The organism is Streptomyces sp. NPDC096176 (assembly GCF_044763255.1).
GTDB lineage: Bacteria > Actinomycetota > Actinomycetes > Streptomycetales > Streptomycetaceae > Streptomyces.
In genome coordinates, this window is record NZ_JBIWFV010000006.1 from 144432 (window position 1) to 158988 (window position 14557).

A 14557-nucleotide genomic window follows, 5' to 3' on the forward strand; every position below is an offset into this window, starting at 1 on the left:
GCACTACTCCAGCTGCGGTATGTGCGACATAAGGAACGGGACCTGCGGTCTACGGATCGGCCTCTCCCCGTGGCCGAAGGTGTAGGGGTGGGCACCTGACTCCGCCCGTCCCCGTGCACGCCACAGAAGAGAGACCCCATGTCCTGGCTGTCCAGATTCAGCCTGTCGCAACGGGCCCTGATAGGGCTGATGTCCATCGTGGCGATCGTCTTCGGCGCGATCGCCATCCCGCAGCTCAAGCAGCAGCTGCTGCCGTCCATCGAGCTTCCGATGGTGTCGGTGCTCGCCCCGTACCAGGGCGCGTCCCCCGATGTCGTGGAGAAGCAGGTCGTCGAACCGCTCGAGTCGAGCATCAAGGCCGTCGACGGCATCAAGGGCATCACCTCCACGGCGAGCGAGGGCAACGCCGTGATCATGGCCGGCTTCGACTACGGGGACGGCAGCAAGCAGCTCGTCGCCGATGTCCAGCAGGCAGTGAACCGGGCCCGTAGCCAGCTGCCCGACATGGTCGATCCGCAGGTCGTGGCCGGTTCGACGGACGACATCCCGACCGTCGTACTCGCCGCATCCTCGGGCAAGGACCAGCGTGGGGGCACCCCCAGGCCGAAGGCTCTGGGGGAGCTCGCCGACCAGCTCGAGCGGACCGTCGTCCCGGCGATCGAGGACATCGACGGCGTCGGCCAGGTCACGATCGACGGCGTCCAGGACCTCCAGGTCTCCGTCACCCCCGACGACAAGAAGCTCGCGGGCGCCGGCCTGAACACCGCGGCCCTCGCCGAAGCGCTGAAGTCGGGCGGCGCGACCATGCCGGCCGGTTCCTTCTCGGAGGACGGCAAGAGCCGCACGGTGCAGGTCGGCGGCGGCTTCACCACCCTGAAGCAGATCGAGGACCTGCGGATCGTGCCGCAGTCGGGGGCCGGCAAGGCCAAGGTCGCGGAGCCCGTCCGCCTCGGTGACGTCGCGACGGTCGAGCAGACCGAGTCGACCCGTGTCTCCCTGACCCGTACCAACGGCGAGCCCAGCCTCGCCGTCTTCGCCACCATGGACAACGACGGCAGCGCCGTCGCCATCTCGGAGGCCGTGCAGGACAAGCTGCCCGGCCTGCGCGCGGACCTCGGCGACGGCGCGGAGCTGACCGTCGTCTCCGACCAGGGCCCGGCCGTCTCCAAGTCGATCTCCGGTCTGACCACCGAGGGTGCGCTCGGTCTGCTCTTCGCGGTCATCGTGATCCTGGTCTTCCTGGCGTCGCTGCGCTCGACGCTGGTCACGGCGGTGTCCATCCCGCTGTCGGTCGTCCTCGCGCTGATCGTGCTGTGGACCCGCGACCTCTCGCTCAACATGCTCACGCTCGGCGCGCTCACCATCGCCATCGGCCGTGTCGTCGACGACTCGATCGTGGTCCTGGAGAACATCAAGCGTCACCTCGGCTACGGCGAGGAGCGCCAGAGCGCGATCATCACGGCCGTGAAGGAAGTGGCCGGCGCGGTCACCTCCTCCACGCTCACCACCGTCGCGGTGTTCCTGCCGATCGGCCTGGTCGGCGGCATGGTGGGCGAGCTGTTCGGCTCGTTCTCCCTGACCGTCACGGCCGCCCTGCTGGCGTCGCTCCTCGTCTCACTGACTGTGGTCCCCGTCCTGTCCTACTGGTTCCTGCGCGCGCCGAAGGCCGTGCGCGGCCTGGACCAGGAGCAGGCCCGGCGCAAGGCGGAGGAGGAGGAGACGAAGAGCCCGCTGCAGCGGGCGTACGTCCCTGTCCTGCGTTTCGCGACCCGCCGCCGTCTGACGAGTGTCGTCCTCGCGGTGGTCGTGCTCTTCGGCACCTTCGGCATGGCTGGACTGCTCAAGACCAACTTCTTCGACCAGGGCGAGCAGGAGGTCATGTCCATCAAGCAGGAACTGGCTCCCGGGACCAGCCTGCAGGCGGCGGACGCCTCCGCGAAGAAGGTCGAAACGGTCCTCGCCGGCATCGACGAGATCAAGGACTACCAGGTCACCGTCGGTTCCTCCGGCTTCATGGCGGCCTTCGGCGGCGGCACCGGCGCGAACCAGGCGTCGTACCAGCTGACCCTGAAGGACTCGGGCGCGTACGAGAAGGTCCGCGACCGGATCGACAAGGAGCTCGGCGAGCTCGACGGCATCGGCGACACGACGATCGCCGCCGGCGACGGCTTCGGCAGCCAGGACCTGAGCGTCGTGGTGAAGGCGTCCGACGCCGACACGCTGAAGAAGGCGTCGGAGGCGGTCCGCGCCGAGGTCGCGAAGCTCGACGATGTCACCGATGTACAGAGCGACTTGGCGCAGAGCGTTCCGCGTATCTCGGTCAAGGCCACCCCGAAGGCGGCGGACGCCGGCTTCACCGACGCCACGCTGGGCATGGCCGTCGGCCAGGCCGTGCGCGGTACGCCCTCCGGCAAGGCGATCCTCGACGACACCGAGCGGGACATCGTCATCACCTCGGCCAAGCCCGCCAGGACCATGGACGAGCTGCGCGCCCTGCCGCTCGGCCCGGTGAAGCTCGGCGACATCGCCGAGGTGAAGCTGGTGCCCGGTCCGGTCTCGATGACCCGTATCGACGGTTCGCGGGCCGCGACGGTCACGGCGAAGCCGACCGGTGACAACACGGGTGCGGTGAGCACCGCGCTCCAGTCGAAGATCAACGCACTGGACCTGCCCGAGGGCGCGACCGCGTCCATCGGCGGTGTCACGGAGGACCAGTCCGAGGCGTTCCTCAACCTGGCGCTGGCGATGCTGGCCGCGATCGCGATCGTCTTCATGCTGCTGGTCGCGACGTTCCGCTCGCTGATCCAGCCGCTGATCCTGCTGGTCTCCATCCCGTTCGCGGCGACCGGCGCGATCGGTCTGCTGGTCGCGACGGGTACGCCGCTGGGCGTCCCGGCGATGATCGGCATGCTGATGCTCATCGGCATCGTGGTCACCAACGCGATCGTGCTGATCGACCTGATCAACCAGTACCGGGCCCAGGGCCTCGGTGTGGTGGAGGCGGTCATCGAGGGCGGCAGGCACCGTCTGCGCCCGATCCTGATGACGGCTCTGGCGACGATCTTCGCGCTCCTGCCCATGGCGCTGGGCGTCACGGGTGAGGGCGGCTTCATCGCCAAGCCCCTGGCGGTGGTGGTCATCGGCGGTCTGATCACGTCGACGCTGCTGACGCTGCTGCTGGTGCCGACGCTCTACGCGATGGTGGAGCTCCGCAAGGAGCGCAGGCGCGCGAAGCGCGAGGCCAAGCGGGCGGAAGCGGCCTCGGCTGCACAGTCGCCGGAGGCGCAGCCGGAGCCGGCGAACGCGTAGCCGTTACCCCTGTACAAAGGCCGGACGGGCCGAAGCCGCTCAGCGACTTCGGCCCGTCCGGCCTTTGTGACGACGGCTACGGCAGCGCCAGCATCCGCTCGAGCGCCAGCTTCGCGAAGCTCTCCGTCTCCGTGTCGACCTGGATGCGGTTGACGAGGTTCCCCTCGGCCAGGGACTCGAGCGTCCACACCAGGTGCGGCAGGTCGATGCGGTTCATCGTCGAGCAGAAGCAGACCGTCTTGTCGAGGAAGACGATCTCCTTGCCCTCGTCCGCGAAACGATTCGCCAGGCGACGGACCAGGTTGAGCTCCGTGCCGATCGCCCACTTCGAGCCGGCCGGGGCGGCCTCCAACGTCTTGATGATGTACTCGGTCGAGCCCACGTAGTCCGCAGCGGCGACGACCTCGTGCTTGCACTCCGGGTGCACCAGCACGTTCACGCCCGGGATGCGCTCGCGCACGTCGTTGACCGAGTCCAGCGAGAACCGGCCGTGCACCGAGCAGTGACCGCGCCACAGGATCATCTTCGCCGAGCGCAGCTCCTCGGCCGTCAGGCCGCCATTCGGCTTGTGAGGGTTGTAGAGGACGCAGTCCTCGAGGGACATCCCCATGTCGCGGACGGCGGTGTTGCGGCCCAGGTGCTGGTCCGGCAGGAAGAGGACCTTGTCACCCTGCTCGAAGGCCCAGTCCAGCGCGCGCTTCGCGTTCGACGACGTACAGATCGTGCCGCCGTGCTTGCCGGTGAAGGCCTTGATGTCGGCGGAGGAGTTCATGTACGAGACGGGCACGACCTGCTCGGCGATGCCGGCCTCCGTGAGCACGTCCCAGCACTCCGCGACCTGCTCGGCCGTGGCCATGTCGGCCATCGAGCAGCCGGCCGCCAGGTCGGGGAGGACGACCTTCTGGTCGTCGGAGGTCAGGATGTCCGCCGATTCGGCCATGAAGTGCACACCGCAGAAGACGATGTACTCGGCCTCCGGCCGGGCGGCGGCGTCCTTCGCCAGCTTGAACGAGTCGCCGGTGACGTCGGCGAACTGGATGACCTCGTCACGCTGGTAGTGGTGGCCGAGGACGAAGACCTTCTCGCCGAGCTTCTCCTTCGCCGCGCGGGCACGCTCCACAAGGTCCGGGTCGGACGGCGACGGCAGGTCGCCGGGGCACTCCACGCCGCGCTCGCTCCGCGGGTCGGCCTCGCGGCCGAGGAGCAGCAGGGCGAGCGGCGTCGGCTGAACGCCGAGCTCGGGGCTGGTTTGGGCGGTGGTCACGTCACGCACCCTTTCTTCGTCTGGCAGAGACCTTCTCGTCTATTTGACGCTATTTATCATAACCGCTTCACGTCACTTTGACGATGGCCATCGTGTCTATGTGACGCACCCCCCGTCGACATGCCGGTGCCTCCCGGTGGCCCGGTGTGCGAGCATGAAGGAGGAAAGACGAGCCGGTCCGGAATGAATCCGCGGCCACGCCGGTTGCACCGTCGGCAAGCAGTCCGCACAACCCGGGAGAGAAGCAGATGTCCGTATCGGACGAGACCACCACCGTGAGCGACGGCATCCTCCTGTCCGACGCCGCCGCGGCCAAGGTCAAGGCCCTGCTGGACCAGGAAGGCCGGGACGACCTGGCCCTGCGCGTCGCGGTTCAGCCCGGTGGCTGCTCCGGCCTGCGTTACCAGCTGTTCTTCGACGAGCGTTCGCTCGACGGCGACGTCGTGAAGGACTTCGACGGCGTCAAGGTCGTCACCGACCGCATGAGCGCCCCGTACCTGGGCGGCGCCTCCATCGACTTCGTCGACACCATCGAGAAGCAGGGCTTCACCATCGACAACCCGAACGCCACGGGCTCCTGCGCCTGCGGCGACTCCTTCAGCTAGGAGTCCGGCTGCTCATGCCGAAGGCGGCGGTCCCGGATCGGGACCGCCGCCTTCGGCATGAAGCGCCCACCACCCCTGGCGCGCTATCCCTTGCGCGGCAGCGCCTTGCCTGAGCCGGCGTCGACGACCTTGCGGTCGTCCAGCGGCTTGTCCAGCGTCACGGACTCCGTCAGTTCCTTGGCCAGCATGATGCAGACCCGCTTCGGGTCCGGATTGGTCTCGACGATGCGCACCTTCACCGTGTCGCCGGTCTCGGTCGCCTTCGCCTCGTAGGAGCTGCACACGCCGCCCCAGAACGTGATCTTCAGCGTCCGGCCGTCCACGCTGTACGAGATCTGGGCGGGCCCCGACTGCCCCTCGGCCGGGTCGGCCGGGTCGGTCGGGGTGACGTCCTTCATCGGCGGCTCCGCGCTCTTGATGAACCGCTCCTCCACCGCCGGGTGCGTCACGGTGAACGGTTGGTTCCCGTCCTTCGCCGCCACCTCGAACAGCCACGAGGGCACCAGCGCCTGCCGCCCGTCCACGTACTGCGCCGCGAGTCCGAAGACGGCCTTGCCGACCGTCAGACGCTCCGGCTCGGCCGGGGAGCCGCCCGGCTCGCAGGGCGCGTCCGGCTTGGGTTCGCCGTTGAGCTTGATCTCGCCGTCCGGCTGGTCGCCGTGCGGGACGGGAGTCGCGCAGCCGCCGATGCCGGCCCGGCCGGTGTCCTTGCCCGCCTCGTTCAGCTGCCGCACCGCCTCGTCGGCGGAGATCACGGGATAGGTGTCGCCCTTCGTGGGCTTCTTCAGCTGACCGCTGCCGCCGACGACGGTCCCATCGGCGCCGACCTGGACGCCGGTCGTCCAGCCGTACGTCGGCAGGCCGCTGACGACGGGGTTCGCGTTCACCACCCGTACCGCGCCCATCACTTGGCCGGCGCTCAGCTTCGCGTCGCCCTGGCCCACCGCCTCGAGCACCGGGGCGGCGGCCTTCCTGGCCTCGGCCTCGCCGACGGGCTCACCGGACTCGCCCGCACCGCCCGACGGGCAGGCCTTGCCCTTGAGGCAGTTGTCGCCGCCGGGCGCCGGACCGAACCGCGCGAAGGTCCAGGTGCCGGGAGCGTCCTTGTTGACCTGCAGCATCGGCCCCTGGCCGTCCTTGGACGGCCCGATCTTCCAGGCCGCCCCCTCGAGCTGGGGTGTGCCCTGTACGCCGAGCGCCTTCGCCAGAAGGGTCACCTCGTCCTGCGTGACCGCCCCCGTCGCCCGGTGCACGGCCGCACGGCCGGGCCCCTCCGGCAGGTCTCCCTCGGCACGGTAGACGACGCCGCCACCGGTCGGGTCGGGCTCTCCCGGGGCGATACCCCGTTCGCTTCCGGCTCCCCCGAGATCCAGGGCGAGCAGGGGCGGCTGCTTTCCGCCGTCGGGCGCGCCGCTTCCGGCGTCACCCGCGCCTTCGGCGCCGGTTCCGCCGAAGCCTGAGGTCGCGAAGTACGCACCGCCACCGCCGGCCACCAGAACCGCGGCCGCCACCGAGGCGACGACAAGCGGGGAACGCCGACGACGGGGACTGTCATGCGTGTTCTCGGTGCTGCTCACCGCATCGCTCCTTGTCTCGTGCCTCCTGCTGCGGAGGACACGGGTGGGACGGAGCGGGGGAGCGCGTGGTTCCCTTCGCCTCTTCCCCGGCGGCAGTGGCCGGTCAGTCCACGGCGTCAGTCGCCGTAGTCGGACATCGCGTCCACCAGCCGCGCGGAGGCGGGAGGCACCACGACGCCGTGGATGAGGGACGGGTGCACGGGCGCGGGCGCCGCTGCCGCCGGTACGACCCAGTGTGGAGCCATGCGGGCGCAGTCGCCGCGAAGCAGGGCCAGACTCATCTCGGATTCCCGCGGATCCGGCCGCTTGTGCGGCTCGTACGCGGCAATGGGCTTCGTCATAGGCGCACCGTATGCACCTGGGACTCCAGGAAAAAAGCCCTACTATCGGGTAGTTTCCCCGCGTGGGCACCGCGCAGGACCCGGTAGCGTGGAGTGACACTGCCACCCCGCCTCAGGAGCGCCTCACCGTGCGTATCGCAGTTACAGGCTCCATCGCCACCGACCACCTCATGACGTTCCCCGGCCGATTCGCCGACCAACTGGTCGCGGACCAGCTGCACACGGTCTCCCTCTCCTTCCTGGTCGACACGCTCGATGTGCGCAGGGGCGGAGTGGGGGCGAACATCTGCTTCGGCATGGGTCAACTGGGCACCGGTCCGGTCCTGGTCGGCGCGGCGGGCTCGGACTTCGACGAGTACCGTGCCTGGCTCGACCGCCACGGCGTGGACACGGCGTCCGTCCGTATCTCCGAGGTTCTGCACACCGCCCGTTTCGTGTGCACGACGGACGCCGACCACAACCAGATCGGTTCCTTCTACACCGGCGCGATGAGCGAGGCCCGCCAGATCGAGCTCAAGGCGGTCGCGGACCGTGTCGGGGGCCTCGACCTCGTCCTGATCGGCGCGGACGACCCCGAGGCGATGCTCCGCCACACCGAGGAGTGCCGCTCGCGGGGCATCGCGTTCGCCGCGGACTTCTCGCAGCAGATCGCCCGGATGAGCGGCGACGAGATCCGGATACTGCTGGACGGCGCGGCGTACCTCTTCTCCAACGAGTACGAGAAGGGCCTCATCGAGTCGAAGACCGGCTGGACCGACGAAGAGATCCTCGGCAAGGTCGGCCACCGCGTCACCACGCTCGGCTCGCGCGGCGTCCGCATCGAGTCCGCGGGCGAGGACCCGATCGAGGTCGGCTGCCCGGAGGAGGACTCCAAGGTCGACCCGACCGGCGTCGGCGACGCGTTCCGCGCCGGCTTCCTCTCGGGCCTCTCGTGGGGCGTGGGACTGGAGCGGGCGGCGCAGGTGGGCTGCATGCTGGCGACGCTGGTGATCGAGACGCTGGGCACGCAGGAGTACACGCTGCGTCGTGCCCACTTCATGGACCGCTTCACCAAGGCCTACGGCCACGACGCGGCGGCGGAGGTCCGCGACCACCTGTCCTGACGGGCCGGGCTCGCGAAGTCAGCCTCGCCGCGGTACCTGCCACGGCCGCCAGGTCGCAGGGGGAGTTCGAGGGGCGGGGTACGGGGCGGAGCCCCCGACGGGGCGGGCAAGTCCAAGCTCCCGGCGGGGGCCCGGCCTCTCCGGGCCCCCGGCGAAGACCCCCGCAGGCGTCACCGCACTCGACGGACCACGTACGCCACCCCCCGCTCCGCCTCCCGTTCCCCCACGTACTCCTGTCCCCTCATCCCGCACCACGCCGGAATGTCCAGCCGAGCCGCCTCGTCGTCGGAGAGCACCGTCACCGTGCCGCCGACGGGGACGTCGTCGATGACCTTCGCCAGCTCGATCACCGGGATCGGGCACCGACGGCCGAGCGCGTCGACCACGAGGGATTCGGCGGAGGACGGGGGCGGCGGCGCCGCCGAAGACGCCGCCGGGGCGCCGAGCCGCTCGCGCACCTGCCGGACCACCCCCGGCAGCACTTCCAGGAAGCCGTTCACGTCCGCCTCCGACGTGCCGAGCGGCAGCGACACCCGTACGTTTCCCTCCGACAGCACCCCCATCGCCCGCAGCACATGGCTCGGGATCAGTGTGCTGCTCGTGCACGACGAGCCGGAGGACACGGAGAAGCCGGCCCGGTCCAGCTCGTGCAGAAGGGTCTCTCCGTCGACATAGAGACAGGAGAACGTCACCACGTTCGGCAGCCGCCGTACCGGATCGCCCACGACCTCCACGTCGGATACCAGTTCCGGCACGCGTCCGCGGATCCGGTCGACCAGCGCCCGGAGCCGTGCCGCTTCGTCCGCCGCCTCGGCGCGTACGGCACGAAGGGAGGCTGCCGCCGCCACGATCGCCGGAAGATTCTGGAAACCGGCCGATCGTCCGGACTCCCGCTCGTCGGCGGGGCCTTGCGGGGCGAACCGGACACCCTTGCGCACGGCGAGCAGCCCGACTCCCGCCGGCCCGCCCCACTTGTGCGCGCTCGCCGTGAGCAGCGACCACCCGTCCACGGGCCCCCACGCCAGGGACTGTGCCGCGTCCACGAGGAGCGGTACGCCCAGGGCCCGGCACGCCTCCGCCACCTCCCGCACCGGCTGCTCGGTGCCGACCTCGTGATTCGCGGACTGCAGGCAGGCCAACGCGGTGGTCTTGTCCATCTCGGCGGCGAAGGCAGCGGGGGCCACCGTCCCCTGCCGGTCCACGCAGACCTCGGTCACCGAACCACCGGCGGCCTCCCAGGAGGCCGCCGCGTGCAGCACGGCCGAGTGCTCGACCGCAGAGACGACAAGACGACGGCCGACGCGCCGACGGCCCGCGAGAGCTCCGGAGATGCCCGAGTGAATCGCGTGCGTACCCGAAGGAGTGAAGAAGAGCTCGTCGGGGCGGCACCCCACGGCCTCCGCCGCGGCCTCCCTGGCGGCGTCGAGAAGCAGCCGGGCGCGCCGCCCCTCGCGGTAGAGCCGGGCGGGGTCGGCCCAGCCCTCGTCGAGGGAGGCCTGCAGGGCCTGGCGGGCGACGGGGTGCAGGGGAGCGGAGGAGGCTGCGTCGAAATAGGGCACGTCGCCACGCTAACCCCGGGCAGGAGAGGGGGCGTCAGTTGCCTGCCGGAAGCGGGCATTCCGGGGCGCTCCGCACGTCCACCGAAGGGCCCAGCCACCCCTTCGGGGTGTCGGACGGCGCGTTGGGCACCCTCCCCGCGCGACCCCAAATAGCGTCCAGTAGGGTTTGGTCCGCATAAACATCCAAACCCCTGCCCGCGTCAGGGCCGGCGACCGACCAGCGAGACGGCCGCAGCCGGCCGCGCGGGCCGAGACTCTCGGGAAGGCGCTACGTGAGTCCCAACGGCTCCGACCTCCCCCACCGCCCAAAGGGCGGGGGCGGTTCCCCCATGTCGCGGCGCCCGATGCGGCGGAAGCTGCCTCAGGTGCTGACTGCGGGCCTGATCCTGGCTACCGCCTCCGGTTGCTCATACAACTGGGAGGATTTCCCCCGCCTTGGTATGCCCACCCCCGTCACGGAGGAGGCGCCTCGGATCCTCTCCCTCTGGCAGGGCTCGTGGGCGGCTGCGCTCGCCACGGGCGTGCTGGTGTGGGGTCTGATCCTGTGGAGCGTGTTCTTCCACCGGCGCACCCGCACCAAGGTCGAAATCCCCCCGCAGACCCGGTACAACATGCCCATCGAGGCGCTGTACACCGTGGTCCCGATCATCATCGTCTCGGTGTTCTTCTACTTCACCGCGCGTGATGAGTCGAAGCTCCTCGCTCTCTCCGACAAGCCGGCCCACACGGTGAACGTCGTCGGTTACCAGTGGAGCTGGGGCTTCAACTACCTCGAGGACGTGGACGGGAACCCGGCCACCGGAGACGCGGCCGCGAACAAGGAACTGAACGCGGTCCCGGACGCGTACAGCAATGACTTCCCCAAGGGTGCGGAGGGCGTCTACGACGCCGGTATCCCCGGCACCCGGAACCCCCAGACCGGCAACCCGGGCCCGACGCTCTGGCTGCCCAAGGGGGAGAAGGTCCGGTTCATCCTGACCTCCCGTGACGTCATCCACTCCTTCTGGGTGGTCCCCTTCCTGTTCAAGCAGGACGTCATCCCCGGCCACACCAACGTGTTCGAGGTGACGCCGAAGGATGAGGGAACCTTCCTGGGCAAGTGCGCCGAGCTCTGCGGCGTCGACCACTCCCGGATGCTCTTCAATGTCAAGGTCGTCTCCCCGGAGCGCTACCAGCAGCACCTGAAGGAGCTTGCCGAGAAGGGGCAGACCGGCTTCATCCCGTCGGGCATTGAGCAGACGGACCCGGCCAGGAATGCGGAGAAGAACCAACTGTGAGCATCCTCAACGAATCCCAGGGTGCCGCGGCGGCAGATGAAGACTCGTACGAGAACGAGCTGCCGGTCCGGCGCAAGCAGCCCGGCACCGTCGTCGTGAAGTGGCTGACGACCACCGACCACAAGACGATCGGCACGCTCTACCTCGTCACGTCGTTCTTCTTCTTCTGCATCGGCGGCCTGATGGCGCTCTTCATGCGCGCCGAACTGGCCCGGCCGGGCACGCAGATCATGTCGAACGAGCAGTTCAACCAGGCGTTCACGATGCACGGCACGATCATGCTGCTGATGTTCGCGACGCCGCTGTTCGCCGGTTTCGCGAACTGGATCATGCCGCTGCAGATCGGCGCACCGGACGTGGCCTTCCCGCGTCTGAACATGTTCGCCTACTGGCTGTACCTCTTCGGCTCGCTGATCGCGGTGGCCGGCTTCCTCACCCCGCAGGGTGCGGCCGACTTCGGCTGGTTCGCCTACTCCCCGCTGTCGGACGCCGTCCGCTCGCCGGGTGTCGGCGCCGACATGTGGATCATGGGTCTGGCCTTCTCCGGCTTCGGCACGATCCTCGGCTCGGTCAACTTCATCACCACGATCATCTGCATGCGCGCTCCCGGCATGACGATGTTCCGGATGCCGATCTTCACCTGGAACGTGCTGCTGACCGGTGTGCTGGTCCTGCTCGCCTTCCCGGTCCTGGCGGCCGCGCTGTTCGCCCTGGAGGCGGACCGCAAGTTCGGAGCGCATGTCTTCGACGCGTCCAACGGTGGCGCTCTGCTGTGGCAGCACCTCTTCTGGTTCTTCGGTCATCCAGAGGTGTACATCATCGCCCTGCCGTTCTTCGGCATCGTCTCGGAGATCATTCCGGTCTTCTCCCGCAAGCCGATGTTCGGTTACATCGGCCTGGTGGGCGCGACCATCGCGATCGCCGGCCTGTCCGTGACGGTCTGGGCGCACCACATGTACGTCACCGGCGGTGTGCTGCTGCCGTTCTTCTCCTTCATGACGTTCCTGATCGCCGTTCCGACGGGCGTGAAGTTCTTCAACTGGATCGGAACGATGTGGAAGGGCTCGTTGTCCTTCGAGACACCGATGCTCTGGACGATCGGCTTCCTCGTCACCTTCACCTTCGGTGGCCTGACCGGCGTCATCCTGGCCTCGCCGCCGCTGGACTTCCACGTCTCCGACTCGTACTTCGTCGTCGCGCACTTCCACTACGTCGTCTTCGGCACCGTGGTGTTCGCGATGTTCGCCGGATTCCATTACTGGTGGCCGAAGTTCACGGGCAAGATGCTGGACGAGCGGCTCGGCAAGATCACCTTCTGGACGCTGTTCATCGGCTTCCACGGCACGTTCCTGGTGCAGCACTGGCTGGGCGCGGAGGGCATGCCGCGTCGTTACGCGGACTACCTCGCGGCCGACGGCTTCACCGCGCTGAACACCATCTCGACGATCGCCTCGTTCGTGCTCGGTCTGTCGATCCTCCCCTTCATGTACAACGTCTGGAAGACGGCGAAGTACGGCAAGAAGATCGAGGTCGACGACCCGTGGGGCTACGGCCGCTCGCTCGAGTGGGCCACGTCCTGCCCGCCGCCCCGGCACAACTTCCTCACCCTGCCCCGCATCCGCAGTGAATCCCCGGCGTTCGACCTGCACCACCCGGAGATCGCCGCCATGGAGCAGCTCGAGAACCACGGGCAGAAGGACACCGCGCTGTTCGGCGGCAAGGAGGTCGGCAAGTGAAGATCCAGGGCAAGATGTTCCTCTGGCTGGGAGTCTTCATCCTCGCCGTCGCCGTCCTGTACGGCGTCTGGTCGAAGGAGCCGGCCGGCACCACCGCGCTCTTCCTGGCCTTCGGTCTGAGCATCATGATCGGCTACTACCTGGCCTTCACGGCCCGGCGGGTGGACGCCATGGCGCAGGACGACAAGGAAGCCGACGTGGCCGACGAGGCCGGCGAGGTGGGGTTCTTCTCCCCGCACAGCTGGCAGCCGCTCTCGCTGGGCATCGGCGGTGCGCTCGCCTTCCTCGGAGTGGCGATCGGATGGTGGCTGCTGTACGTCTCGCTGCCGCTGATCCTGGTCGGCCTCTTCGGCTGGGTCTTCGAGTACTACCGCGGTGAGAGCCAGAACCAGTAGTACCGCCTGAGCGGACCACGGGACGGGCCCGGTTCACCTCACTCCAGTGAGGTGAACCGGGCCCACTCGTTTGCAGTCATCCGGCGCGCCGCGGCTGACAACCGTTCATACCGTGTGGTTATGAACCAGACGCCTCGCATGCGCACTTTTGTCAGCTGCACCGTGCTGGTCGTGACCCTCGGGGTGGTCGCGACCGCGTGCGGCGAACCGGACAGGCATCCGCTGTCCGCAGCCCCGTACGACGCGGCACGGCAGGTGGGCTTCAACGCCGCGCCGGGCGGCTCGAAGGTCGATCCGGAAAAGCCCCTCGAGGTGACCTCGAAGGGCGACGGCGGCCGCCTCACGGACGTCACCGTCATAGATGACGCCGGCCACTACCTGGCCGGCGAACTCGCCGCGGACGGCGCCCGCTGGCGCTCCACCGCCCCCCTCTCGGCCGGCGCCAAATACACCGTCAGGGTCTCCACGGAGGACGACGACGGCGCGCCGGGCCTGCGCACGCTGGTCTTCGAGACGGCGCCCGCCAAGAGGTTCCTGACCGCCGAGTTCGGCCCGGAGGCGGGCACGTACGGCGTGGGGCAGCCCATCACGGCCAAGCTCAGCCTCGCCGTCACCGACGGCAAGGGCAGGGCGGTCGTCGAACGCGCCCTGAAGGTCACCTCGAAGCCCGCGGTGGAGGGGGCCTGGCACTGGGTCGACGACAAGACCCTGCACTACCGGCCCAAGGAGTACTGGCCCACGGGCACGATCGTGAACGCCACGAGCAACCTCCACGGCGTCAAGGTCGCGGGCAAGCTCTACGGAGGCCGTTCCAAGCCGCTCAAGATCACTATCGGTGACCGCATAGAAGCCGTCACGGACGCCGCGTCGCACTCCATGACGGTCATGCGGAACGGCGAAGTGATCAAGACCATGCCGGTGACCACCGGCAAGCCCGGCTTCGACACCCGCAACGGCGTCAAGGTCGTGCTGGGCAAGGAGTACTTCGTACGGATGCGCAGCACCAGCATCGGCATAGCGGCGGGCAGTTCCGAGTCGTACGACCTGCCCGTCTACTACGCCACACGCGTCACCTGGAGCGGTGAATACGTGCACGCCGCGCCCTGGTCCGTCGGCTCGCAGGGCTCCGCGAACGTGAGCCACGGCTGCACCGGAATGTCCATGGCCAACGCCAAGTGGTTCTACGACACCGTCCGACCGGGTGACATCGTCAAGGTCATAAACAGCTACGGCAGCATGATGGACACGTTCGGGAACGGCTTCGGCGAATGGAACGTGTCCTGGGACAAGTGGCTCAAGGGCAGCGCCCTGATACCCGGGTCTGAGGCCTCCAACGGCAACGTCACCGCCGTCTCGGCCCGCCTGCGTCCCGCCGTCTGACCGGTCCCGTC

11 protein-coding genes are annotated in these 14557 nt (G+C 68.8%); 7 read left to right on the forward strand and 4 right to left on the reverse strand.

The annotated features are described in order from the left end of the window. Positions 1-138 precede the first annotated feature (138 nt). Entirely contained in the window at positions 139-3309 is a 3171-nt protein-coding gene (locus ACIQ7Q_RS18325; RefSeq protein WP_403862555.1) for an efflux RND transporter permease subunit, read from the forward strand. A gap of 76 nt (positions 3310-3385) precedes the next feature. Here ACIQ7Q_RS18325 and nadA read toward each other — a convergent pair whose 3' ends face one another. Next, positions 3386-4573, reverse strand: coding sequence for a quinolinate synthase NadA (gene nadA, locus ACIQ7Q_RS18330; RefSeq protein WP_403862558.1), 1188 nt, complete (start codon positions 4571-4573; stop codon positions 3386-3388). Positions 4574-4821: 248 nt separating this feature from the next. Here nadA and ACIQ7Q_RS18335 point away from each other — a divergent pair, with 248 nt between their 5' ends. Then, on the forward strand, positions 4822-5178 hold the full coding sequence (locus ACIQ7Q_RS18335) for an iron-sulfur cluster assembly accessory protein (protein WP_005318559.1): 357 nt from the start codon (positions 4822-4824) through the stop codon (positions 5176-5178). Positions 5179-5261: 83 nt separating this feature from the next. Here the strand turns inward: ACIQ7Q_RS18335 and ACIQ7Q_RS18340 are convergent, their stop codons facing one another. Beyond that, positions 5262-6755, reverse strand: coding sequence for a hypothetical protein (locus tag ACIQ7Q_RS18340; RefSeq protein WP_403862562.1), 1494 nt, complete (start codon positions 6753-6755; stop codon positions 5262-5264). Positions 6756-6871: 116 nt separating this feature from the next. Further along, positions 6872-7096, reverse strand: coding sequence for a hypothetical protein (locus ACIQ7Q_RS18345; protein ID WP_403862565.1), 225 nt, complete (start codon positions 7094-7096; stop codon positions 6872-6874). A 128-nt stretch (positions 7097-7224) separates the two neighbouring features. On the opposite strand from ACIQ7Q_RS18345, the gene ACIQ7Q_RS18350 reads away from it, so the two are divergent. Next, complete coding sequence (locus ACIQ7Q_RS18350; RefSeq protein ID WP_403862568.1) at positions 7225-8199, forward strand: carbohydrate kinase family protein; 975 nt, start codon at positions 7225-7227, stop codon at positions 8197-8199. Positions 8200-8369: 170 nt separating this feature from the next. On the opposite strand, the gene ACIQ7Q_RS18355 is transcribed toward ACIQ7Q_RS18350, so the two are convergent. After that, positions 8370-9758, reverse strand: coding sequence for a cysteine desulfurase/sulfurtransferase TusA family protein (locus ACIQ7Q_RS18355; protein ID WP_403862571.1), 1389 nt, complete (start codon positions 9756-9758; stop codon positions 8370-8372). Between the two features lie 272 nt (positions 9759-10030). Here ACIQ7Q_RS18355 and coxB point away from each other — a divergent pair, with 272 nt between their 5' ends. From coxB to ACIQ7Q_RS18375, 4 genes are all read left to right on the forward strand, one after another. Beyond that, on the forward strand, positions 10031-11035 hold the full coding sequence (coxB, locus tag ACIQ7Q_RS18360; RefSeq protein WP_403862574.1) for a cytochrome c oxidase subunit II: 1005 nt from the start codon (positions 10031-10033) through the stop codon (positions 11033-11035). After that, positions 11032-12771: a cytochrome c oxidase subunit I gene (gene ctaD, locus ACIQ7Q_RS18365; protein WP_403862577.1), complete on the forward strand. Its 1740-nt coding sequence runs from the start codon at positions 11032-11034 to the stop codon at positions 12769-12771. The genes coxB and ctaD overlap by 4 nt, the downstream gene beginning before the upstream one ends. Next, positions 12768-13166, forward strand: coding sequence for a cytochrome c oxidase subunit 4 (locus ACIQ7Q_RS18370; protein ID WP_403862580.1), 399 nt, complete (start codon positions 12768-12770; stop codon positions 13164-13166). The genes ctaD and ACIQ7Q_RS18370 overlap by 4 nt, the downstream gene beginning before the upstream one ends. A gap of 120 nt (positions 13167-13286) precedes the next feature. Further along, positions 13287-14546: an Ig-like domain-containing protein gene (locus tag ACIQ7Q_RS18375; RefSeq protein ID WP_403862583.1), complete on the forward strand. Its 1260-nt coding sequence runs from the start codon at positions 13287-13289 to the stop codon at positions 14544-14546. Positions 14547-14557 lie beyond the last annotated feature (11 nt).